Source organism: Nocardioides abyssi (genome assembly GCF_030412915.1).
GTDB classification, from domain to species: domain Bacteria; phylum Actinomycetota; class Actinomycetes; order Propionibacteriales; family Nocardioidaceae; genus Nocardioides; species Nocardioides abyssi.
The window spans coordinates 685602-707877 of record NZ_JAUHJR010000001.1 but is presented as its reverse complement, the minus strand read 5'-3'; the positions used below and the strand labels follow the sequence as shown (position 1 = coordinate 707877).

The following is a 22276-nucleotide window of genomic DNA, read 5'->3' as shown; positions in this document are numbered from 1 at the left end:
ATTGCGCGCCCGGAAGCGGGCGCGCGGATCGCACCTACTCGGAAGGAGGCGGACCGCCCATGCACGATCACCCCACCCTCACTGAGGACCACCGCACGGTGTCGCGCGAGGAACGCTCGCGCCGCACGGCGGAGCTGCTCGGCCGGGCCCAGGAGGCCACCGGCAGCGGGCGCGAGGAGCTCCTCGGCGAGGTCGTCCTGCTGAACCAGCGCGTCGCCGACGCCGTCGCCAACCGCTACCGCCGCCGGGGCATCCCGCTCGAGGACCTCCAGCAGGTCGCCTACGAGGGGTTGGTCAAGGCCGTCCGCCGGTTCGACCCGACGGTCCGCGAGGACCTCCTGACCTACGCCGTCCCGACGATCCGGGGCGAGATCCAGCGCCACTTCCGCGACCAGGGCTGGATGGTGCGGCCGCCGCGCCGCGTCCAGGAGCTGCAGCGCGACCTGTCGATGGCCACCGACCGCCTGGAGCAGGAGCTCGGCCGCGAGCCGACCGCCGAGGAGGTCGAGGACGCGCTGGGCATCACCCCCGAGGAGCACCGGGAGGCGCTCCAGGGGCTCGGCTGCTTCCAGCCCACCTCTCTCGACCAGCCCGTCGGCGGCGACACCGGCACCAGCCTCGGCGAGGTGCTGCCGCAGGAGCCCGACGAGGGCGCGGCCGAGGCGCGCGCCGTGCTCGCCCCGGTCATGCGCGGGCTCTCCGAGCGGGACAAGCGCGTGCTCTACCTGCGGTTCTACGAGGACCAGACGCAGCGCGAGATCGGCGACGAGCTCGGCGTCAGCCAGGTCCAGGTGTCCCGCGTGCTCACGCGGATCCTGGGATCGATGCGCGACCAGATCGGTGCGGAGCACCCGCCGGCACCCTGATCCGCAGCCCGTCGCGCGGCGTGGTGGGCATCCGGGTGAGGTCCACCCCGGGGTCCACCACGTCGTAGGGCACCGTCGCGAGCACCCGCAGCGTCGCCTCGAGCACGCGCAGGGTCAGCGACTCCCCCGGGCAGCGGTGCCCCGCGGGGTGGCCACCGCCCTGGGGCACGAGGTCGTAGGCACCCGGGGCGTGGGTCAGGAACCGCTCCGGGCGGAACTCGTGCGGCGCCTCCCACCGGGCCGGGTCGTGGTCGACGCCCATGATGTCGAGGACGAGGCGGTCGCCCCGACGCACGCGCACCCCGTCGAGGGTCGCCGGCCGCGTGGCCCGCGCCGCGAGCACCGGGGCGAAGGGCGTCGTCCGGCGTACCTCCTGGGCGAAGGCCATCCGGGCGAGCTCCTCCCCCGGGTCGGCGAGCCGCTCGCGCCACTGCGGCAGGCCGGCCAGGCGCAGCGCGGCGAAGGTGCCCAGCCACGACACCGCGATCGTCGGCCGCAGCACGTTGCCGAGCTCGACCGCGGCCGTGCGGTCGTCGCCGTCGATGCCGCGCACGAGCCGCATCGCCGGCGCGTCGTCCGGCACGCCGGCGCGGCCGCTCCGGAGGTCGCCGACCAGCCGCGAGGCCCAGCGGTCCCACCACAGCCGGGAGGCCCAGCCGCGCGCGTAGGCGGGGCCGGCGAAGCCGAAGCCGTCGACCTGCTGCGCCAGGCGACGAGCCAGCATGTCGGCCCGCTCGTCGTCGACGTCCAGGCCCGCCCAGCGCAGGACGGCCCGGCCGTACGCCGACACGAGGGTCGGGTGCACCGTCACCTCGCGGCCCGGCCAGCCGGTGGTGGCCGCCTCGAGCTCGTCGGTGACGCGGGCGACCATCGGCCCGAGGCCGTCGGCGGAGAGCACGTCGACCATCACCCGCTTGCGGTCGCGGTGGGGGTCGCCGTCGAGGCCGTGCAGCGCGCCGCGGCCGAAGAGCAGCCAGCCCAGCGGCGGCGGGACCACGCCCTTCCGCTCCGCGGCCGACTCGTCGTAGAAGAACCGCACCCCCGCCTCGCTGCGCACCACCACCGCCCGGCGGCCGACCAGGCGGGTGGCGTGGGCGCCGGCGTCCGGGGGCACTCCGTGGGCGGCACGGTCGGCCGCGACGGCGTCGTACCCGTGGCGGAGCAGGCGCAGACTGAGGTCCATGCGCGCCCTGTGCCCCGTCAGTCCAGGGCGGAGACCTTGCGTCCGCGGCGCGGCGCGAACCCGTGGCCCATCCCCCAGCCGACGGCCTGGGCGCGCCGGGTGACCCCGATCTTGCGGTAGGCGGTGCGGATGTAGGTCTTGACCGAGTTGATCGACAGGTAGGTGCGCTCGGCGATCTCCTGGTTGGACAGGCCCTGGGTGATCAGCGCGAGGATCTCCGACTCGCGGGGGCTCAGGCCGTGCTCCCGGCCGGGCCAGTCACCGTCGACGAGACCGTCGTCGGGGAGGCCGACGTCTCCGTCGGGGCGGACGACGTCGCCGTCTCGGACCTTCTCCAGCGCGGCGACGATCTCCTCGGCGCCCACGCCCTTGTACAGGTAGCCCGCGACACCGCGGTCGATCGTGCGGTCGACGACGTCGGGGTCGACGTTCCAGCTGTAGACGACCACCTTGGCCTCCTGCGAGCCCAGGATGTCCGCCAGGTCGACGTGCTCTCCATCGCCCTGCGCGAAGGTGTCGAAGAGGACGACGTCGACGTCACCGGCGACCGGGACGCCACTGTCGAGCTCGACGACCTCGACCTGCTCGCTGAACGGCGCCAGCATGGCCGCGAGGCCGGCGACGACGAGCTCGTAGTCGTTCGCCACCGCGACTCGGATGGGCTGGACGGACATGCCCCTCAATATAGGGCCGCCCAGCACGTCCGCGCCGTGGTCGATCAGGGGCGGTGGGCGGCGGTGGCGTCCTGGGGGCGGGTGCCGTCGCCGACGTACGCGTCGATCTCGGCGAGCAGGCGCGCCTTGGTGCCGTCCTCGGCGAAGGAAGCGCGGACCGCGGTGCGGGCGAGGTCGGCGACCCCGTCGGCGTCGAGGTCGAGCAGCTCGGCGGCGATCTCGTACTCCCGGGTGAGCGTCGTGCCGAACATCGGCGGGTCGTCGGAGGCGACCGTCACGGTCACCCCGGCGTCGCGGAACACCGTGATCGGGTGCTCGGCGAGGTCCGCGACCGCCCGGGTGGCGATGTTGGACGACGGGCACACCTCGAGGGGGATGCCGGTCTCGGCGAGGTGCGCGAGCAGCGCCGGGTCCTGCGCGGCGGACGTGCCGTGGCCGATCCGCTCCGCGCCGAGCAGCCGCAGCGCGTCCCAGACGGTGCCGGGGCCGGTCGTCTCGCCCGCGTGCGGCACGGACCGCAGGCCGGCGGCACGCGCGGCGTCGAAGTGCGGCTGGAACTGCGCCCGAGGCACGCCGATCTCCGGCCCGCCCAGGCCGAAGCCGACCAGGCCGTCGGGGGCGTGGTCCAGCGCGAACCGCAGCGTGGCGTCCGCGCTCGGCACACCGGCCTCGCCGGGGATGTCGTAGACCCACCGCAGGACCAGGCCGAAGTCGCGCTCGGCGGCCACCCGGGCGTCCTCGATCGCCTCGGTGTAGGCCTCGATGGCCATGCCGGGCTGGGCGTCGTGGGGACGGACCGAGGTGTACGGCGTGCAGGTGAGCTCGGCGTACCGCAGCGACTGGCCCTCGGCCATCTCGCGGGCGACCTCGTAGGTCAGGTAGCGGATGTCCTCCGGGGTGCGCACCAGGTCGACGACGGCCAGGTAGACCTCGATGAAGTGCGCGAAGTCGCGGAACTCGTAGAACCGGCGCAGCTCCTCCAGGTCGCTGGGCACGACGCCGGGGTGGCGGGCCGCGAGCTCGGCGACCATCCGGGGCGAGGCGGAGCCGACGTGGTGGACGTGCAGCTCCGCCTTCGGCAGACCGGCGACGAACTCAGGGGTCACGCGCATCCCGGCATCATCGGCTCAGCCGACGGCGGCGACCAAGTTGTCGGCCAGCTCCTCCACGGTGCTGCCGTCGGTGAACGGCTCGCCGTCCACGAGCACGGTCGGGGTGCCGTTGACGCCGGCCCGCGAGGCCGCGTCGGTGGCGTTGCGGACCCACTGGTCGAAGGCCTGGTCCTCGATCGGAGCGCGCACCTGTGACTCGTCCGCGCCCGCCTCGACCGCGAGGTCGACGAGGTCGTCGTCGGAGGGGAACGGACCGGACTCGCCCGGCTGGCGGTCGAAGAGCAGGTCGTGGAAGTCCTTGGCGACCTGCGGGCCGGCGACGTCGAGCACGGCGGCGAAGGCGTTGGTCGCGCGCGCCGAGTAGTCGCCGTACCGGCTGAGGAGGTCGAACGGCCGGTACTCGACGTACACCTGGCCGTCCGCGGCGAGCTGCGCGAGGTCGTCGCGGGTCTCGGCCTCGAGCGCTGCGCAGAAGGGGCAGAGGAAGTCCTCGTAGACCACCACGTGGGAGGGGGCGTCCGGGTCGCCGATCGCCAGCGAGTAGTCGTCGGTGGCGCCCGCCGGCGGCGTCGCGGAGGCGCCGGTCGTGTCGCGGCCGGCCTGCACCAGGAAGCCGATGCCCACGACCAGCACGAGCGCCGCCACCACCGCCCCGATCGTGAGCCCGCGGCGGCGGCGCTCGCGGCGCTGCTGCTCGCGGAGGGCGGCGGCCGCGCGCTCGGCGCGCGACCTCTGGCGGGACGTGGTCGACACGGGTGGGCCTCTCAGGTGGGTGGGTTCAGGGGTGGTGGGTTCAGGGGTGGTGCTGGGGGTCGTGGTTGTGGCCTCGAGCTCGGTCCGGGTCGGGCACCTCGTCGGGGCTGCCGGAGGGCCGGCCGAGCAGCACGCCGTCGAGGGACCACGGCGTCGCCCGCAGGCGGACCAGCAGGAGCGAGAGCAGCAGGAGCGCGAGGTCGCGGGCGATCTCCCACGGGTACTGCGCCGACGCGCCCTCCTCGAAGCCGCCGCCGCCGAAGCAGCCGCAGTCGATCTCCAGGCCGCGGGCCCAGGCCGAGGCGATGCCGACGACGAAGGCGAGGAAGAGCAGCGCGGACACCGCGGCCGCGCCGCGGGTGAGCAGGCCGAGCAGCAGGGCCAGGCCGACGACGACCTCGAGCACCGGCAGCAGGTGGCCGACCGTCGGCACGACCGCCTCGGGCAGCAGGTCGTAGGCACGGACGGCGCGGACGCTCTCGTAGGGGTCCGGCAGCTTCAGCGCGCCGGCGACCAGCCACACCCCGCCGGTCACGGCGCGGGCCACCAGCCCGACCCACCCCCACACGTCCCTGCTCACGCCCCGGACGCTAGGCACCCCACCTGAGCCCTCGCTGAGTTCCCCGCCAGCAGCACCTGAGAAGCCGGGTCGGGCGGCGCCGTCGGCACCGGCCCGTAGGGTGACCCCTCGTGAACGACCGACTCGTCTGGATCGACTGCGAGATGACCGGCCTCGACCTGCGCGCCGACGCGCTGATCGAGGTGGCGGCGCTCGTCACCGACTTCGAGCTCAACGTGCTGGGCGAGGGGGTCGACATCGTGATCCGCCCGCCCGACGAGGCGCTGGAGCAGATGGGCGACTTCGTGCGCAGCATGCACGAGAGCTCCGGCCTGCTCGCCGAGCTGGAGAAGGGCGTCCCGCTGGCCGAGGCCGAGGAGCGCACGCTGGCCTACCTGCGCGAGCACTGCCCCGCGGGCAGCCGGCCGCCGCTCGCCGGCAACACGGTCGGCACCGACCGGGCGTTCATCGCGCGCGACATGACCGAGCTCGAGGGGTTCCTGCACTACCGGATCGTCGACGTCAGCTCGATCAAGGAGCTCTCGCGCCGGTGGTACCCCCGCGCCTACCACCAGGCCCCCGCCAAGCGCGGCAACCACCGCGCTCTCGCGGACATCCGCGAGAGCATCGAGGAGCTGCGCTACTACCGCGAGGCGGTCTTCGTGCCGCAGCCCGGCCCGGACTCCGACACCGCGCGCGGCATCGCCGCCAAGCACGCCGGCGCGCTCACCGGGCTCGGTCCTGACGGGGCCACCGGGGCCGGCACCGACGCGGGGCAGCCGGCCGCCGACCCGGATTCCACGGCGGGCGCCTGAGTCCCGTATGCTTCTCGCGGCCTCCGGCACCACCGGAGGACCATGGTGGGTATAGCTCAGCTGGTAGAGCGCTGCGTTGTGGTCGCAGATGTCGCGGGTTCAAGTCCCGTTACTCACCCCAGTGCCGCAAGGTGCGGTGCGAGCCCCTGACCGGAGTCCGGTCAGGGGCTCGTTCGCTTCCGTCGCCGCCCGGCGGGCGGGCCGTGCGAGGTGTGTACGCCGGCAGGTTGCCCGGGGCTCCCCGGGGAACCGGGGGCCATGCCGCCCCAGCCGCTCACCGTCGGCGTCATCAGCCCCTACGAGCTCGTGCTCACCGGCCTGACGACCATGCTGCGGCGACACCCCGCACGGATCGCCGTGAGCGACGTCTCCGGCCGCGAGGGCCACCCGGCCGGGCTGGACGTCGTCATCTTCGACGCCGCCTGCCTCGACCCGGCCCGGTCGACCCTCGGCGGCGACCTCGACCACCTGGTCCGCGGCCAGGCACGCGTGGTCGCCCTGGTCCGCCCGCACGAGCCCACCCTGACCACGTCGGCCCTCGAGCGCGGCGTCGCCGGCGTCGTACCCATCGAGGCCTCGGCGGACGAGGTGGTCGACGTGCTGGCCCGGGTCTCCCGCGGCGTGCCCGGACGCCGGCCCCGGCAGGTCGACGCGCGGACGGTGCTGCTCCCCCGCGGCCTGACGAGGCGCGAGCTCGAGGTGCTCGGCCTGGTCGCCGCCGGCCTGTCGAACGTCGAGATCGCCGAACGGCTCTTCGTCAGCGTCAACACCGTCAAGACCTACGTGCGGGCCGGCTACCGCAAGATCGGCGTCGACCGGCGCGCCCAGGCCGTCGTCTGGTGTGCCCGCCACGGCGTGGTCGCCGGCTGACCCGTCCGCCCGGCCGCGTGCGCGGACCCTCGGGCGCTTGTAACGGACCGTCCGTCGCTCTGTAGGCACGCTGCAGCGTGCCTACACCGTGGCGAACGTCGCGTTACATGCGGCGGGCCGGCTCAGCGGCCGGCGGCCGCGCGGGTGAGGAACGCCAGCTGGGCAGGCTTGGTGGACAGCTGCACGACCGGGCCGAGCTCGAACCCGAGGCGGCGGACGAGCGCGACGGCCTTGTCGTTGCGGGCGTCGGGCTCGACGACGAGCCGCTGGACGGCCGGGTCGGCGAAGACCTGGCCGAGCAGGAAGTCGACGACCCGGGCCGTGAAGCCGCGCCGCACCGTGGTGGCCGGGGCGAGCATGAAGTGGACACCGAGGTCGCCGGGGCGGACGTCGTACGTCGAGCCGACCTCCTCCGCGGTCGGCTCGTAGTCCTGGAGGAGCGCGACGGGGGTGGCGTCGGCGTCGCGCACGAACCACACGTGGTGGGTCGGCTGCTCGTCGAGCCAGGTGTAGATCTCGCGCACCTCCTCGAGGGTGTGCTCCTGCATCATCCAGAACTGCGCGCGGTCCTCCGTGACCCACGCGTGCAGCACCGAGCCGTCGCGCTCGGGGTCGAAGCGGTCGAGGTGGAAGGTCGGGGACGTCACGGTCGGGTCTCCTCGGTCAGGCGGTCCCAGTCGGTCACGACGGGGGCCAGGCGGCCGGCGGCCCACAGCGGCAGCTGGTCGCGGTGGTGGGGGCTGGCGGGGTCGCCGGCCGCGCCGAGGGGCACGACCCAGCCGCTGGCCCGGCGGTCGGCGAGGTCCCAGACGTAGCGGGCGACCGAGCCGCGGTAGCACTCGTCGGTCCAGCCGGGGACCGAGCCGGTGCACCGGACGCAGTCGCTGTCGCCGCCGACGGGCACCCGGGGCAGCGGCGGCGGCTCGAGGTCGTCGTCGGCGACCTCGAAGGCGTGCACCGGGGTGACGACGTGGGTCGCACCCCAGGTCGCGGCATGGCCGGCGGCGTCGTCGAGCGCGTCGCGGGCGATCCGACGCAGGTCCAGGCCGAACGGCGTGCCGGCAGCGACCAGGGTGTCGAGGGCGTGCCCGACCCGGCCGACCGGGTCCATCCAGGGCAGGAAGACCACGTCGTGGCGGGGCTCGGCCAGGGGCGCCAGCACCGGCTCCGCCGCCAACCGGCGCACCAGGGCCGCCCGCCAGGCCGCGAACGCCGCGGCACCCGCCGAGCCCGCCGTCATCCGCCCGTCCCAGGCCAGGACCGCGTCGCGGACCTCCGCCCCCGCCGGAGACGGCTCCTGGTCCTTGACCAGCGCCTCGCGCAGCGCGAGGGCGGGGAGCAGCAGGGCGTCGTCGTGGATCGCGGCGAAGTCGTCCGGCGTGAGCCCGTCGCGTCCGTCGAGCAGCGCCGCGATCCGCCGGGCGCGGTGCGGGGCGGCGAACGACGTGCCGACCGGCTCGCTCTCGGGGCCGCGACGGTCGTTGGCGGTCACCACCTGCCCGTCGGGAGGTACGTCGTGGCGCGGGAGCGGCTCCAGCCAGCCCGTCCAGGTGGTGCTCGGGTCGGCGGCGTCGACGATCCCGCGCCGGTTGGCCTCCGCCCGCACCGGGACCCGGCCGGCGAGCCGGTATCGGACCGCGCCGCGGGTGTCGGCGGCGACCACGTTGTTGACCGGCTCGACCCAGCGGTCCAGCGCCGCGTCGACGTCGTCGACGGTCCGCGCGCGCAGCAGCGGCAGGAACGCGCCGAAGCCCAGGTCGCCCAGCACGTCGGAGGCGAACCGCACCGACAGCCCGGTCCCCTCCCCGCCCGGGGCGTCCGGGACCGACCCCTCGAAGACCGGCCCGCGCGGCGTCACCACCACCTCGACCGGCTCGTCCGCGGCGCCGCGGACGGCGATCGTCCCGGTCCGGGTGGTCACCGGCTCCCACCCGGCCGGCCCCAGCGCCTCCACGCCGCCGGCCGTGCGCCGCAACCGCTCGGCGTACACGTCCTGGTAGTCGGCCATGCCGTTGGTGATCGCCCACGCCACGTCGCCCGCGTGCGCGAAGTGCTGCACGCCCGGCACGCCGGGGAAGGCGAACCCGACGACGTCGAACGGATCGTCGGGGTCCTCGCAGGCCAGCCGCACCTGGGCGTAGACGCCGGGCGCCTCGATCACCCGGTGCGGGTCGCCGGCGACCAGCGGCGACCCCGAGGCGGTGCGCGCGCCGCCGACGGCCCAGGCGTTCGATCCGGACGCCGAGGGCCCCTCGTGGGAGAGCAGCCGGGCGTCGTCGCCGAGCACCTCGCGAGCCCGGTGCGCCCACAGCTTGCCCGGCAGGCTCGCGAAGAGCAGGTGCTGGGCGAGGAAGACCGCCAGCGGTGTCCACTCCTCCCACGGCTGCGCCTCGATGCCGAGCCGGTCGAGCTCGTGGACGCTGCCGCGGGTGGCCGCCAGCCCCGCGTTCACGCCCGCGACGTACGCCGCCACGAAGGCGCGCGTCTCGTCGTCGAGGCCCGCGTGGGCCCGGCGGGCGACGTCGACGAGGCACGCGCGGCGGGCCAGCCGGTCCCAGGGCAGGGCGGGCGCGCCGAGCACCTCGGCGGTCGTGCCGGTGGCGCGACGGCGCAGGTGCTCCAGCTGCCAGGCCCGGTCCCGGGCGGTGACCTCGCCCTGGCCGTGGGCGAGGTCGGCCACCGAGGTGGCCCGCACGTGCGGGACCCCCCACGCGTCGCGGTAGGTGCGGGCCATGGGCCCGGACCCTAGCGAGGCCGGTGGTCAGCCGGTCAGCGGCATCCGCACGCGGAAGAGCGTGCCCCGGTCGACGGCCGACTCGACGTCGATGACGCCGCCGTGCTTCTCGACGATCGCGCGGGTGATGGAGAGGCCCAGGCCCGAGCCGGGGATGGCCCGCTCGAGGGCGATGGAGCTGCGGAAGAACCGGGAGAACAGCTGCTGGATCTCCTGCTGCGGGATGCCCATGCCGGTGTCGCGGACGTCGAGGCGCGCCTCGCCGCCCTCGGGCACGCCCGGGCCGGTCCCGACCGTCGAGAGCCCGATGACCACCGAGCCGTGCTCGGGGGTGAACTTCACGGCGTTGCCGACCAGGTTGACCACCGCCCGCTCGAGCATCTCGCGGTCCCCGACGAACGGCACCGGCTCGGCGGGCAGGTCGAGGGTGACGTCGAGGCGGCGGTGCGTCCAGGCGGGGGCGACGACGTCGTACCCCTCTTGCACGACCTCGCGCAGGTCGAAGGCGCGCGAGGTGAGCGCCAGGCCGTCCTCGCTGAGGCGGGAGAGGGTCAGCAGCTCGTCGATGAGCCCGAGCAGGCGGTCGCTGTTGTCGGAGACCCGCTGGAGCGCCCGGGCCTGCTCGGGGGCGAGGTGGCCGTAGGAGCCGTCCCCGAGCAGCTCGAGGTAGCCCAGGATGCTCGTGATCGGCGTGCGCAGCTCGTGGCTGACCGAGGAGACGAACGCGTCCTTGGCCCGGTCGACCTCGCGCAGCCGGTCGACCGCCTCGCGCTCGGCGTCCAGCGCGTCGTGCAGCCGCTGCTGGGCGTCGACCTGGTCGGTGACGTCCTCGGAGGTGCTGACGTAGCCGACGACGTCGCCCCGCTCGTCGACCATCCGCGTCAGCGTCATCGAGTGCACGCGCTCGACGCCGTCCTTGCGCCGGAAGCGCATGTGGGTGCCGGCGTGCTCGGCACCGACGACCTCGCGCACGACCGAGCTGAAGTCGCGGGCGGTGCCGAGCTCGTCGGCCTTCTCCACCACGGCCCGCATGGAGTGCAGGATGCGGGTCGAGCGGCCGAGCACCTCGTCGGCGGCGTACCCCAGCAGTCGCTCGGCGCCGGGGTTGAAGAGCGTGATCAGGCCGTCGGCGTCGGCGCCGATGATCGCGATGCCGGTCGCGCCGTCGACGATGCTCTGCACCTTGTCGCGCTCGCTGCGGGCCTGGCGGGAGGTGACGATGTGCTGGCCGACGCGGATCATCAGCGGCACGACGATGAGGGCGCACGTGCAGGCGAACGCCGCGAGCAGCAGGCCCCGCGCGTCCGGCGAGAGGTCGAAGACCTCGGGCACGGCGGCGAAGGGCCCGCGGCCGTAGGTGGTCATCAGGATCGCGAAGAACAGCAGGGCGGCCATCTGCGCGAGCGCCTCGAGCGGCCGGATCCGCAGCGCGCCCCAGGCGAGCAGCGGCACGACCATGAAGGCCATCGAGGGCAGGTCCTGCGGGAGGAACACCAGCGGCGTGATGACGAGGATCGCGGTCCACTGGGCGACCCGCTCGAGACCGCCACCGACCGACCCGTGCCGCGGGAGCCCCATGAAGAACGGCAGGAGCGTCAGCTGCGAGGCGAGGTGCGCGGCGCCGAGGGAGAGGGCGACCGCGGCCGGGTCGCCGAACCCGGTCAGCGCCGAGGTGATGGCGCCGGTGACCGCGGCGATCGAGCCGGCGGAGGCGCAGGCCGCGAAGTAGCGCCGCAGGTCGGCGTCGGTGCGCAGGGCGGGGCGTCCGGGCCGGCCCCGGGTGAGCACCGCCAGGACGGCGACGGTCTCCAGCGCGATGCCGGTCGCGTAGCCGGCCGCGACCTCGCCGGGGCGGCCGCCGAACCAGATCGTCACCACGGCGACGGCCAGCACGACCCCGACGAGCGCCGGCGCCCAGCGGCGGCGGGCCTCGAGGACGAGGGCCGAGGCGACGCCGACCGGCCAGATGCCGATGACGTGGCCGTCGTCGGGGGCAGCGTGCACGGCGAGGAACCCGCTCGCGACCAGCGCTACGAGCAGGCCTGTCACCCGCACCGCCGGGTCCAGCCTCACGGCTCCACCCCTCCCGAGCGGACTCACGAGCAGATCGTGCACCAGCGGCGCCGGTGCTGCAGGCGGATGAGGCGTTTCGTGACCTCCCCGTGTCCCGAGCGCGTCCACCACCGGGGCGTCGCCCGTGCCGCCGGCGGCCGGCGGTGATGGCCTAGGTTGGCCCGGTGACCTCGGGAGATGCTGACCTGACCCGCTCCGACTACGACGTGGTCGTCGTCGGCGGCGGCCACAACGGGCTGGTCTCGGCGGCGTACCTCGCCCGCGCGGGGCTCTCCGTGCTCGTCCTCGAGCGGCTCGCGACCACCGGCGGCGCGGCCGTGTCCGCCGCGACCTTCCCCGGTCGGCCGACCCGGCTGTCGCGCTACTCCTACCTGGTCTCCCTCATGCCCGAGGCGCTCATGGCCGACCTCGGCCTCGATGTCTCCCTCGTCTCGCGCTCCACCGCCTCCTACTCCCCCGTCGTCCGCGACGGCCGGCCCGGCGGGCTGCTGGTCGAGCGGCCGGAGGGCCCGGCGACCGCGGCGTCGTTCCGGGACCTCACCGGCTCCGACGACGAGTACGCCGCCTGGCGGGAGTTCTACGCCGACGTCGCCGACCTCGCCCACGTCGTCGCCCCGACCCTGCTCGAGCCGCTGCCGACCGAGCGGGCCCTGCGCGAGCGGGTCGACCCGGGCATCTGGCGCGACGTGGTCACGCGGCCGCTCGGCGAGGCCGTGGAGCGCCGCTTCCGCGACGACACCGTCCGCGGCGTGGTCGCCACCGACGCCCTCATCGGCACCTTCGCCTCCCTCGACGACCCGTCGCTGGTGCAGAACCGCTGCTTCCTCTACCACCTCGTCGGCAACGGCACCGGCGAGTGGCGGGTGCCCGTCGGCGGGATGGGTGCGGTGACCACCGCGCTCGCCAAGGCGGCGACCGAGGCCGGCGCGACGATCCGCACCGGCGCGGGCGTCAGCGCGATCCGGGCCGACGGCGACGGCGCGGAGGTCGACTGGCACGACGGCGACCGGCGGCGCACCGTCCGGGCCCGCACGGTGCTCGCCAACGTCGCGCCGTGGGTGCTGCGCATCCTGCTCGGCGAGGCGGAGGACCCCGAGACCAAGCCGGTCGGCTCCCAGCTGAAGATCAACGTGCTGCTCGACCGGCTCCCCCGCCTGCGCTCGGGGGTCGACCCGGCCGTCGCGTTCGCCGGCACCCTGCACCTCGCGGAGGACTACAGCCAGCTGGCCCGGGCGCACGCCGAGGCCGCGGCCGGCCGGGTGCCGTCGGTGCTCCCCGGTGAGGTCTACTGCCACTCGCTGACCGACCCCTCGATCCTCGGCGACGTGCCCCCGGGCACCCACACGCTGACCTACTTCGGGCTGCACACCCCGGCCACGCTCTTCGACGCCGACCCCGAGGGCGCCAAGGCCGCCGCGGTCGCTCGCGCGATCGCCTCGATCGACGAGCACCTGGTCGAGCCGCTGGAGTCGTGCGTGGCCCGCGACGCCGCCGGCAACCCGTGCATCGAGGCGAAGATCCCCCAGGACGTCGAGCGCGACCTGGCCATGCCCGGCGGCCACATCTTCCACGGCGACCTCGACTGGCCCTGGGCTCCGAACCGGGCCCGCCTGGACACCCCGGCGCAGCAGTGGGGCGTGCAGACCGACGTCGACTCGGTGCTGCTGTGCGGGTCCGGCGCCCGCCGCGGCGGGGCCGTCTCGGGCATCGCAGGGCACAACGCCGCGCAGGCCGTGCTCGCCGCCCGCTGACCGGCGCCTCCCGACCGTTCCCGATTTCTCCCCGCGGCCGGCCGCTGGTAACGTAGTCGTCGCTTCACCGGGCGCCATTAGCTCAATTGGCAGAGCAGCTGACTCTTAATCAGCGGGTTCGGGGTTCGAGTCCCTGATGGCGTACAGATACCGGCTCCGACCAGCAGAGATGCAGGTCGGAGCCGGTCCTCGTTTGCGGACCGTCTGGACGGACACCCGTCGGGCATGACCGTGCACTGGGAGGTCGACGGCCGCGCGCCGACGCCCTGGACGAGGCTCTACGTCCTGGGCATGCGCGCCCGTCGCGACAAGGAGGCCTTCGAGGGCGAGGAGCACACGCTCCGCAAGGCGCGCGAGGCGCAACGGCAGGGCGACGCGTCGCCCACCCGCCTGACCCGGTGTGTGCGCCGCGTGGCGACCGCCCCGGGCGACGGGCAGCGCGACCGGATGACCACCTGGGTGGTCCGGCCGCGGCGGGCCGAGCCGCGGGCGCGGGTGCTCTACGTGCACGGCGGCGGCTACGTGCACCCGCTGACGCCCGACTACTGGCGTCTGGTCCGCGCGCTGTCGGGCCGGGTCGGGGCCGCCGAGGTGGTCGTGCCGGCGTACCCGCTCGCCCCGGACGCCACCGTCGACGACGTCCTCCCCCGCCTGCTCGACCTCGCGCGCGAGGCGGCCGCCGACGACCTCCCGCTCGTGCTGATGGGGGACTCGGCCGGCGGCGCGCTCGTGCTGGTGCTGGCCCGGTGCCTGCGGGACGAGGGCGGCCCGCAGGCCGACCGGGCCGTCGCGCTCAGCCCGTGGCTCGACCCGACCCTCGACGAGGACGCCGTGCGCGACCTCGAGCCGACCGACCCCATGCTGGCCGAGTCGGGCCTGCGCGCGGCGGCGCGGTGGTGGGCGGGCTCGCGGCCCCCGACCGACCCGCTCGTCGACCCGCTGCACGACGACCTCGCCGGTCTGCCGCCGGTCCACCTGCACATCGGCGACCGCGACATCCTCCGACCGGCCGTCGACGACCTCGCCGCCCGGGCGCGCGGCGAGGCGGTCGAGGTGCACGTGCACGAGGTCCCGGCGATGTTCCACGTCTGGATGACCCGCGCCGTGCCGGAGGCGGCCCGCACCCGGCGCCGGCTTGCGGCGCTGGTGCGCGAGGTCGGCGGCGGCCGCTAACCGGGCCCGGCTCGCGGGCCGGCGGTGGCGCCGGCCCGCGTGGTCAGCCGCAGCTCGGGCACGCCAGCCGCACCGAGGGCTCGGCGCACAGCGGCCCCTCCTCGTCGGCCGGGCGCGCGGTCGCCGTCAGCTGCGGCAGCAGCGCCTCCCCGCACCGTGGACAGGCGCCCGGGTCGTCCCGGGGTCGGTCTTCCTTCTCCTTCGTCCTGCTGGTCATCCGTTCTCCCTCCCTCGTCCCCCGGTGACCGCCGGCGGCGTGCGCCGCCGGTCAGCCGCGACCTCGGGCCCTCCCGCCCTTGCCGCGACCGGGGTGTCCGTGCTGGTGGCCCTTGGCCTTGCCCTGCGGGCCGCTCCGCGAGCCGCCGCGGGCCTTCCCGGGGCCGCCCTTCGCCTTGCCGGGGCTGCCCTTGGCCTTGCCGGGGCCGCCCGTCGGCCCCGCCTTCCCGCCGTGGCGTCCGTCCGCGCGCTGGCCGGCCCCTCCCCGGGCCGCCGCCGGACCGCGCGGCGCGGTCGTCCGCGCCGGGTCGTCGTCGGTGGTCGCGACGCGCGAGAGCTCCGAGGCCGGTTGGATCCGGGTCGGGGCCGGCGCCGGCGGCACCTCGTCGCTGACGGCGGGCTCGGGACCGAGCGTGCCGATCCCGACCGCTGCGCCGACCACGAGCGCCGCGGCCGCACCCACCCACCGCGTCGTACGCCGCCGCGCCGGCGTGAGCCGGGTCGAGCGGGTCCGCGGCCCGGCGGCCGCGGCGACGGTGTCGACGGTCAGGGGCAGGTCGAGCAGGGGCGCGGCGACCGGGCCGGTGGTGGCCAGCGCGCGCAGGGCGGTGGCCGCGGCGGCGGCGTCGGGCCGCTCGGCCGGGTCGGCGGCGGTCATCGCGGCGACCAGTCGGGGCCACCCGGCGGGCAGCGAGACGGGGATGGTGGGCCCACGGTGCAGGCGGGCGAACGCGGACTCGGTCGACGTGCCGGGGAAGGCGCGTACCCCGGTCAGGCCCTCGAGCAGCAGCAGACCGAGCGCATAGACGTCGACGGCGGGGCCGACGCCCTCGCCGCGGACCTGCTCGGGGGCGAGGTAGGCGATCGTGCCGACGGTGTGGCCGGTGCGGGTGACGCCCGTGCTCTCCCCGAGGAGGCGGGCGATCCCGAAGTCGGCGAGCTTCGCGTGCCCGTCGGAGGTGAGCAGGACGTTCCCGGGCTTCACGTCGCGGTGGACGATCCCGCGGGCGTGGGCGTGGGCCAGCGCGTCGGCGACGTGCGCGCCGACCCGGGCGACCAGCACGGGGTCGAGCGGCGCCGCGTCCAGGAGCGCCGCGAGGGTGCCGCCGTCGACGAGCTCGAGCACGAAGTAGGGGCGCCCCGCCGACGTACCCACGTCCATGAGGCGGACCAGGCTGGGGTGGTCGAGGCGGGCGAGCAGCCGGGCCTCGGACTCGAACCGCAGCCGCGCGGTCGTGGCCTCCTCCAGCGCGCCCGGCGCGAGGAGCACCTTGACGGCGACCTCGCGCTCGAGCACGCGGTCCCAGGCGCGGTGGACGTCGGCTGATCCGCCGCGGCCGAGCAGGGCTCGCAGCTCGTACCGCTCGTCGAGCAGGTCCATCCGGGCCTCCGGGCAGGGTCGGGCACGGTACGGACGGCCGGGGGACCGTCCTCGCGCGGCGGGGGATCCGCGCTGGAGGTCCGGTGCCCACCGGCGGAGGTCGCAACCACCGGTTCCTGGGGCGGCTGCCGCCGTGGTGCGCGGGGTACCTCTCCCGCGCCCCACCACGACCCGCGAGGAGACCCCATGCGCTTCGGATACTTCCTGTCCTGCGAGGAGTACACGCCCCAGCAGCTCGTCGAGCAGGCTGTCGCGGCCGAGGAGGCCGGGTTCGAGGCGCTGTGGATCAGCGACCACTTCCACCCGTGGAACGACGAGCAGGGCGAGAGCGCCTTCGTCTGGTCGGTCATCGGTGCGCTGTCGCAGGTCTGCTCGCTGCCGGTGACCACCGCCGTCACCTGCCCGACAGTCCGCACCCACCCGGCCGTCGTCGCGCAGGCCGCGGCCACCGCGTCGGTGATGCTCGACGGGAGGTTCACCCTGGGCGTCGGCACCGGGGAGGCGCTCAACGAGCACATCCTCGGCGGCCCGTGGCCCTCGCTCGACGTGCGCCTGGAGATGCTCGAGGAGGCCGTCGAGGTGATGCGCGAGCTGTGGACCGGCGAGACCGTCACCCGGCAGGGCAAGCACTACCAGGTCGACACCGCCCGGCTCTACACGCTCCCCGAGCAGCCGGTGCCGGTCTACGTCTCCGCCTTCGGCCCGAAGGCGCTGCGCACCGCGATCGCGATCGGCGACGGCTTCGTGTCGACCGCGCCGGACGCCGACTCGGTCGCGGAGTTCAAGGAGGCGACCGGCGGCAAGCCCACGCAGGGAGGCGTCAAGGTCTCCTGGGCGCCGACCGAGGACGAGGGCGTCGACCACGCCCACCGGCTCTGGGCCAACGCCGGCCTGCCCGGCGAGCTGGCCCAGGTGCTGCCCTCGCCCAAGCACTTCGAGCAGGCCTCGCAGCTGGTCACCCGCGAGTCGACCGCCGAGAGCATCGTCGCCGGCCCCGACATCGCCCGCCACGTCGAGCAGCTCCAGCAGTACGTCGACGCCGGCTACGACGAGGTGTACGTCGCCAACATGGGCCCGCACTACCTCGACATGATCCAGGCCTACGGCGCCGAGGTGCTCCCCCAGCTGCGCGGCTGACCCGGGGCGCGCCGGCCGGGCCGTGCGCGGCCCGGCCGGCTCGGAGTGGGTGGCGGCGAGTCGATCCGGCCCGGTCGGCCGCCACTGTGCGGCCATCTCTCCCGCTCCGCGGCCGATGCATCGGCAGGGAAGCGTGAGGATCCCAAGTTAACGTGGGATGCGCGCTGCTTCCCTGCCTCCCCAGCGCCGGCTCAGGCGGGGTACGGCGCGGCCTTGAGCAGCCGCGCCAGGTGCACGCTGTTCTTGGCGGCGGTGTCGTTGGTGCCGGCGGTCTGCTCCGGCGTCTGGTCGTGGTCCTGGTAGTCCACGCCTTGCATCGCCTCGCCGACCCAGTAGGTGCTGCCGTTGGCGGCGACGGAGAAGCCGGTGTCGTTGAGCGCCTGGAGGCACTCGGCGACGACGTGGTGCGCGCCGTCCTCGTTGCCGACGACCGCGACGGCGGCGACCTTGCCGAAGGTGAGCATCCGGCCCTCGTCGTCGGTCTCGCCGATCTCGGCGTCGAGCCGCTCGAGCACCATCTTGCAGACCGCGGAGGGCTGGCCCAACCAGATCGGGGTGGCGAGGACGACCACGTCGACGGCGAGCATCTTCTCGCGGATCGCGGGCCAGCCGTCGCCGTCGCCCTCGTCGGTGGTGACCCCGAAGGCCACGTCGTGGTCGACCACGCGGACCACCTCGCCGGGGGCGCCGTAGGACGCGAGCCGGTCGAGGACCTGGGTGCCGATGAGCTCCGAGCTCGACGCCTCCGTGCCCTTCTTCAGGGTGCACACGAGCACGAGCGAGCGGAGGTCCCCGGTGGAGCCGTCGGTGGAGTTCGTCATGCCGCACCGGTACCCACCGACCCAGGTCACCTAGGTGCGCTCCCACCCGTCGGCGGTGCGCCGCACGAGCCCCTGCTCCTCGAAGGCCAGCAGCCACCCGCGCATCGGCCACTCGCCCCACCGCTGGTGGAAGAGGGCGCCGTTGCGCAGGATGTCGTCGAGGTGGCGCACCGGCGGGCTCTCGACCGGGTGGTGCTGGTGGTAGGCGCGGGCGGCGCCCACCCACCCGAGGTCGAGGCCGGCGGCGACGGCGGAGCGGCCGAAGTCGGTGTCCTCGCCGCCGTAGCCGGTGTAGTCCTCGCAGAAGCCGCCCACCCGCGCCCAGCCGTCGGCGGACACGGCGAACGACAGCGACCAGAACAGGTCGGGGTCGCCGCCGGTGACCAGCTCACCACGGGCCGGCGCCGGTCGGGCGGGGTGCGGGTCGTCGAGGTCGTCGAGCCGGTCGAGGTCGGCGCCGCCCCGGCCGGGCGGCAGGTAGGTGACCGGGCCCGACCAGAGCACGCCGGGCTCGCGCCGGGCCGCATCGGCGTACGCCGCCACCAGCTCGCGCCCGGCCAGGCAGTCGACGTCGAGGAACACCACGACGTCCGCACCGGCCTCGAGCACGGCCCGCGCCCCGTGGTTGCGCGCCGTGGCCAGCGGGAGCCGGCCGTCGGGCGGCAGGCCGACGGGGAGCACGCGCGCGGCCAGGCCGTCGACCTCGCGGGAGGTGATCTCGGGGTCGCCCATCGCGACGACCACGTAGTCGTCGGGCAGCCGGTCGGAGCGCGCGAGCGCGCGGTGCTGGTGGTGCAGGTGGTCGTGACGGCCGTGCGCGACCGTGACCACGCCGACCCGCACCGGGGTCTCGGGGGCGGGGGTCGTGCCGGGCATGCTCACCAGGTGCCCCGCCCGGCGACGCGGCGTACCACCTCGGCGGCGCGCCCGGCCGCGCCTCCGTCGCACCACCCGGCCCAGGCGGCGCCGTCGAGCGCGCGGACCTCGTCGAGCAGCGCGGCCCAGCCGTCGGCGGGGAACGCGTCGAGCGCGACCACCGGCCACGGTCCGGCGCCGAGCACGCGGGCGGTGGTGCGCTGCTCCTCGTGCGGGCGGTCCTGCGGGACGACGACGCACGGGCGGCGGAGGGCGGCCACCTCGGCGAGCGCGTTCTGCCCGGCGTGGCTCACCACCACGTCGGCCTCGGCGATCGTCGCGTGCGGGTCGTCCACCCAGGCCGCGGTGCCGCCGAGCACGGTCCACTCCCACGCAGGCGTCTGCGCCCGCGCGGCGTCGAGCAGCGCGGGGTCGAGCTCGTGGCCGCCGGAGCCGGCCAGGTAGGTCACCCGCAGCGGCCCCGGCCGGCGCGGGCCGGGCTCGGCGACGGCGTACCGCGCCAGGCCGCCGACGGCGGTCACCCGCTCGGCCAGCGACGGCGGCGCCACCATGCCCGCCGCCTCGGGCGGCCAGAAGGCCAGCAGCGCGTCGGGCACGTCGGCGCCGAGCAGGTGCGGGCCGTCGTCCCGGACGCCGGGCAGCACCGCGGAGACGACCGGGACGCCGTGCAGCCGCGCGAGCAGGCAGACCTCGACCGAGACGTCGACGACGAGGGCCGCCGGCGCCGCCTCGGCGATCCAGGCGGACACCGCGGCGGTGCGCTCCCGCAGGCCGCGGTGGTGCAGCGGCGCCCAGTGCAGCCGCCCGCCGGCGGTCACCGCGTCGCGGGCCGGGTCGACGCCCTCGTCGTCACGGGCGAGCGGCACCCACGGGCCGGGCCACGACGCCGGACGCGGCAGCGTCGACAGCCCGGTGACCTCGGCCCCGTCCCGCGCCAGCTCGGCGGCGATCGAGATGGCGCGGTGCAGGTGGCCGCGGCCGACGTGGTGGACGTAGTAGCCGACGGCGCGGGTCACGCCGCGAGGTCCCGGTCGACCAGCCGGGCGTAGATCCGCTCGTACTGGTCGGTCATCCGGGTCAGCGAGCAGTGCAGCTCGGCGTGCCGCCGGACCGCACCGCGGTCGCAGCCGCGGGCGGCGAGCACGGCCCGCGCGAGGTCCGCGACGTCGCCCGGGTGGGCCAGCACTCCGGCGCCGGGGGCGACGACCTCCGGCAGGGCGCCGCGGGAGTACGACGCCACCGGGGTGCCGCACGCCATCGCCTCGGCCGCGACCAGGCCGTAGGGCTCGTCCCAGGCGGGCGTCGTCACCGCGACCGACGCCTGGCCGAGCAGCCGGGCGAGCGCCGCGTGGTCGAGGTGGCCGGCGTAGGACACGCCGTCCCCCAGGCGGGGGGCGATGTGCTCGGCGAAGTAGTCGGGGTCCGACAGCGGACCGGCCAGCACCAGCGGCACGCCGGCGATGCGGCAGGCGTCGACGGCCTCGTGCGGCGCCTTTTCCGGCACCAGGCGGCCCGTCCACACCGCGGGCCCGCCGCCGGGTCCGGGCAGCCAGGTCGAGACGTCGACGCCGTTGTGCACGGCGGCGGCGTCGGTGACGTGGGACCAGGCGCGCGCGGTCGCCCGGCTCACCGCGACGAAGGACGACTCCTCCGGCGCGAGCGCGATCGCCGACTCCAGCCACGGCAGCGGCGGGGTGTGCAGCGTGGTCACCACTGGCACCGACAGCGTGCGCGCCATCGCGATCGGCAGGTGGTGGAGGCTGTTGTTGTGGACCACGTCGAAGCGGCGGTCCTGCCCGCCGGCGAGGCCCAGCATGAGCGAGAGGTACGCGTGGTGCTCGGCCATCCAGCGCCGCGACGGCGCGTTGACGTCGGCCATCGCGATCTCGCTGGGCTCGAAGTCCGGCAGGTCGAGCAGCTCGACCGGCAGCCGCGGGTCCGACCCGGGGCCGGCGAAGAGCGCGACGTCGTGGCCCCGGTCGACCAGCTCGCGCGCGAGCGCGTGGGTCATCGCCTCGAGGCCGCCCGCGAACGGCTCGGCGACGGGGAAGCGGCTCGACGCGATCAGGCAGATGCGCACCGCTGCCCCACCTTCTCCAGCGCCGCGGCGTAGACGCGGTCGTGCGCGGCGGCGACGTCGGCACGCTGCCGGCGGCGCTCGTCGATCGAGGCCCCGAGCCGCGGCCGCGTCGCGTGCGCGGTGCGGATCGCCTCGGCCAGGCTCTCGGGGTCGTAGGACCCCTCGGCGTGCACGTAGGACAGCACCGGACCCTGGTCGGCGTAGTAGCCGCAGGTCGGCGCGACCACCGTCGTGCCGAGGTCGCGGCACGCCTCGAGCCAGCCGGAGTGGGTGCCGAAGCGGTAGGGCAGGACGGAGACGTCGAGCGAGGACAGGTAGGCCCACAGCTCCGCGTCGCTGAAGTAGTCGTGGACGCGGAGGTCGACGAGGCCGTCGGCCTCGAGCCGGCGCAGGTACGTCGCCAGGCGGTCGTCGCGGCGGGAGCCGTCGTCGTCCATCACGTCGTGGTGGGCGTCGACCTGCAGGACCGCCCCCGGCAGGGAGGCGACCGTCTCGACGAGCGCGGGCAGGATCGTCATCGGCGCCATCCCGGCGCGCAGGCTCTTGACGTGCAGGCCGACCCGGACGTCGTCGGTGCGGCGTCGGGCGCGCGCGTCCTGGGCGACGGCCATCGTGCGCAGGTCGACCACGTGCGGGTGGGGCACGACCGTGGCGGTCCGGCCCCAGCGCCGCTCGATCTCCGCCGCGGCGCCGGCCGTGAGCGTGACGAGCTCGGTGGCGGCGGGGACGAGCACGTCGAGCTGGGCGTCGTGCAGGGTGCGGTCCTCGTGGTGGGGGTTGCGCAGGTCGTGGACGGTCTGCACCAGCGGGCGGCCCGTCTCGCGCAGCGCGCGGACCAGCTCGGCGAGCTGCTCGGGGGTGCGGGCGTCGAAGCCGAAGTGCAGGTGGAGCAGGTCGAACTCGTGCTCACGCACCCAGTCGGGCTCCAGCATCCGCGGCGGCCACCAGACCTGCGAGTCCGCGGGGCGGCCCTGAGGCCTCGGGTCGGGCAGGCGGCGCGGGCCGCCGCCCGCCTCCGGGGCGAGATGGCGGACGTAGACGTGGCCGGCGGGCACGGAGGCCACCGTCACCGGGCGTCCCCCGGGTGTGCGGCGACGGCGGGCCGAGGTCGTCGGGGCCGGGTCGAGGAGCGTCACTGATGGCCGGTGCCCCACCCGGGGGTCGGCGACCTCACCCCAAAGGACGAAAGGACCCCGAGGACG

General features: G+C 75.6%; 21 protein-coding genes and 2 tRNA genes. 8 read left to right on the top strand and 15 right to left on the bottom strand.

Annotated features, from left to right (window positions below):
- Positions 1–59: 59 nt before the first annotated feature.
- Positions 60–866, top strand: coding sequence for a sigma-70 family RNA polymerase sigma factor (locus QWY29_RS03535; RefSeq protein WP_300959269.1), 807 nt, complete (start codon positions 60–62; stop codon positions 864–866).
- Here QWY29_RS03535 and QWY29_RS03530 read toward each other — a convergent pair.
- Genes QWY29_RS03530 through QWY29_RS03510 form a run of 5 tightly spaced genes read right to left on the bottom strand, consistent with a single transcriptional unit; the run spans position 805 to position 5168 of the window.
- Positions 805–2049: a cytochrome P450 gene (locus tag QWY29_RS03530; protein ID WP_300959268.1), complete on the bottom strand. Its 1245-nt coding sequence runs from the start codon at positions 2047–2049 to the stop codon at positions 805–807. The two genes, QWY29_RS03535 and QWY29_RS03530, sit on opposite strands and share 62 nt — an antisense overlap.
- Before the next feature lie 17 nt (positions 2050–2066).
- Positions 2067–2723: a response regulator transcription factor gene (locus QWY29_RS03525; RefSeq protein ID WP_300959267.1), complete on the bottom strand. Its 657-nt coding sequence runs from the start codon at positions 2721–2723 to the stop codon at positions 2067–2069.
- Between the two features lie 44 nt (positions 2724–2767).
- Positions 2768–3835 carry an adenosine deaminase gene (locus QWY29_RS03520; RefSeq protein WP_300959266.1) on the bottom strand — a complete coding sequence of 356 codons (1068 nt, stop codon included), beginning with the start codon at positions 3833–3835 and terminating at the stop codon, positions 2768–2770.
- 15 nt (positions 3836–3850) lie between these two features.
- Positions 3851–4588, bottom strand: a complete 738-nt coding sequence (locus QWY29_RS03515) for a DsbA family protein (RefSeq protein ID WP_300959265.1) — start codon at positions 4586–4588, stop codon at positions 3851–3853.
- A gap of 40 nt (positions 4589–4628) precedes the next feature.
- Positions 4629–5168: a MauE/DoxX family redox-associated membrane protein gene (locus QWY29_RS03510; RefSeq protein ID WP_300959264.1), complete on the bottom strand. Its 540-nt coding sequence runs from the start codon at positions 5166–5168 to the stop codon at positions 4629–4631.
- Positions 5169–5311: 143 nt separating this feature from the next.
- On the opposite strand from QWY29_RS03510, the gene orn reads away from it, so the two are divergent.
- From orn to QWY29_RS03495, 3 genes are all read left to right on the top strand, one after another.
- Positions 5312–5962: an oligoribonuclease gene (gene orn, locus QWY29_RS03505; RefSeq protein ID WP_439117390.1), complete on the top strand. Its 651-nt coding sequence runs from the start codon at positions 5312–5314 to the stop codon at positions 5960–5962.
- Positions 5963–6007: 45 nt separating this feature from the next.
- A tRNA-His gene (locus tag QWY29_RS03500) sits at positions 6008–6083 on the top strand.
- A gap of 137 nt (positions 6084–6220) precedes the next feature.
- Positions 6221–6832, top strand: coding sequence for a helix-turn-helix transcriptional regulator (locus QWY29_RS03495; RefSeq protein WP_300959262.1), 612 nt, complete (start codon positions 6221–6223; stop codon positions 6830–6832).
- A gap of 122 nt (positions 6833–6954) precedes the next feature.
- On the opposite strand, the gene QWY29_RS03490 is transcribed toward QWY29_RS03495, so the two are convergent.
- Genes QWY29_RS03490 through QWY29_RS03480 form a run of 3 tightly spaced genes read right to left on the bottom strand, consistent with a single transcriptional unit; the run spans position 6955 to position 11639 of the window.
- A complete protein-coding gene (locus tag QWY29_RS03490; protein ID WP_300959261.1) occupies positions 6955–7479 on the bottom strand; it encodes a GNAT family N-acetyltransferase in 525 nt (174 codons plus the stop codon).
- On the bottom strand, positions 7476–9566 hold the full coding sequence (locus QWY29_RS03485; protein ID WP_300959260.1) for a penicillin acylase family protein: 2091 nt from the start codon (positions 9564–9566) through the stop codon (positions 7476–7478). The genes QWY29_RS03490 and QWY29_RS03485 overlap by 4 nt, the downstream gene beginning before the upstream one ends.
- A gap of 27 nt (positions 9567–9593) precedes the next feature.
- On the bottom strand, positions 9594–11639 hold the full coding sequence (locus tag QWY29_RS03480; RefSeq protein WP_300959259.1) for an ATP-binding protein: 2046 nt from the start codon (positions 11637–11639) through the stop codon (positions 9594–9596).
- Between the two features lie 164 nt (positions 11640–11803).
- Between QWY29_RS03480 and QWY29_RS03475 the strand changes: the two genes are divergently transcribed.
- The 3 genes from QWY29_RS03475 (at position 11804) to QWY29_RS03465 (ending at position 14563) form a co-directional block, all read left to right on the top strand.
- Positions 11804–13390 (top strand): phytoene desaturase family protein, encoded by a 1587-nt coding sequence (locus tag QWY29_RS03475; protein ID WP_300959258.1) that lies wholly within the window; start codon positions 11804–11806, stop codon positions 13388–13390.
- Between the two features lie 71 nt (positions 13391–13461).
- Positions 13462–13534: transfer RNA gene (locus QWY29_RS03470), tRNA-Lys, on the top strand.
- Between the two features lie 81 nt (positions 13535–13615).
- A complete protein-coding gene (locus QWY29_RS03465) occupies positions 13616–14563 on the top strand; it encodes an alpha/beta hydrolase fold domain-containing protein (protein ID WP_300959257.1) in 948 nt (315 codons plus the stop codon).
- Between the two features lie 43 nt (positions 14564–14606).
- Here the strand turns inward: QWY29_RS03465 and QWY29_RS03460 are convergent, their stop codons facing one another.
- Complete coding sequence (locus QWY29_RS03460; RefSeq protein ID WP_300959256.1) at positions 14607–14780, bottom strand: hypothetical protein; 174 nt, start codon at positions 14778–14780, stop codon at positions 14607–14609.
- Positions 14781–14831: 51 nt separating this feature from the next.
- Positions 14832–16160 carry a serine/threonine-protein kinase gene (locus QWY29_RS03455; RefSeq protein WP_300959255.1) on the bottom strand — a complete coding sequence of 443 codons (1329 nt, stop codon included), beginning with the start codon at positions 16158–16160 and terminating at the stop codon, positions 14832–14834.
- Between the two features lie 186 nt (positions 16161–16346).
- On the opposite strand from QWY29_RS03455, the gene QWY29_RS03450 reads away from it, so the two are divergent.
- Positions 16347–17297 carry a TIGR03557 family F420-dependent LLM class oxidoreductase gene (locus QWY29_RS03450; protein WP_300959254.1) on the top strand — a complete coding sequence of 317 codons (951 nt, stop codon included), beginning with the start codon at positions 16347–16349 and terminating at the stop codon, positions 17295–17297.
- 191 nt (positions 17298–17488) lie between these two features.
- Here the strand turns inward: QWY29_RS03450 and QWY29_RS03445 are convergent, their stop codons facing one another.
- From QWY29_RS03445 to QWY29_RS03425, 5 genes are read right to left on the bottom strand one after another with little or no spacing between them, the layout of a single operon-like run.
- Positions 17489–18118: a flavodoxin family protein gene (locus QWY29_RS03445; RefSeq protein ID WP_300959253.1), complete on the bottom strand. Its 630-nt coding sequence runs from the start codon at positions 18116–18118 to the stop codon at positions 17489–17491.
- Between the two features lie 30 nt (positions 18119–18148).
- Positions 18149–18994 carry a glycosyltransferase family 2 protein gene (locus QWY29_RS03440; RefSeq protein ID WP_300959252.1) on the bottom strand — a complete coding sequence of 282 codons (846 nt, stop codon included), beginning with the start codon at positions 18992–18994 and terminating at the stop codon, positions 18149–18151.
- A 2-nt stretch (positions 18995–18996) separates the two neighbouring features.
- A complete protein-coding gene (locus tag QWY29_RS03435; protein WP_300959251.1) occupies positions 18997–20010 on the bottom strand; it encodes a glycosyltransferase in 1014 nt (337 codons plus the stop codon).
- The gene (locus QWY29_RS03430; RefSeq protein WP_300959250.1) at positions 20007–21074 is read right to left on the bottom strand and encodes a glycosyltransferase family 4 protein; all 1068 of its coding nucleotides are present in this window, start codon (positions 21072–21074) and stop codon (positions 20007–20009) included. Before QWY29_RS03430 ends, QWY29_RS03435 begins: the two co-directional genes overlap by 4 nt.
- Positions 21059–22144, bottom strand: coding sequence for a glycosyltransferase family protein (locus tag QWY29_RS03425; RefSeq protein WP_300959249.1), 1086 nt, complete (start codon positions 22142–22144; stop codon positions 21059–21061). The genes QWY29_RS03430 and QWY29_RS03425 overlap by 16 nt, the downstream gene beginning before the upstream one ends.
- Positions 22145–22276: the final 132 nt, after the last annotated feature.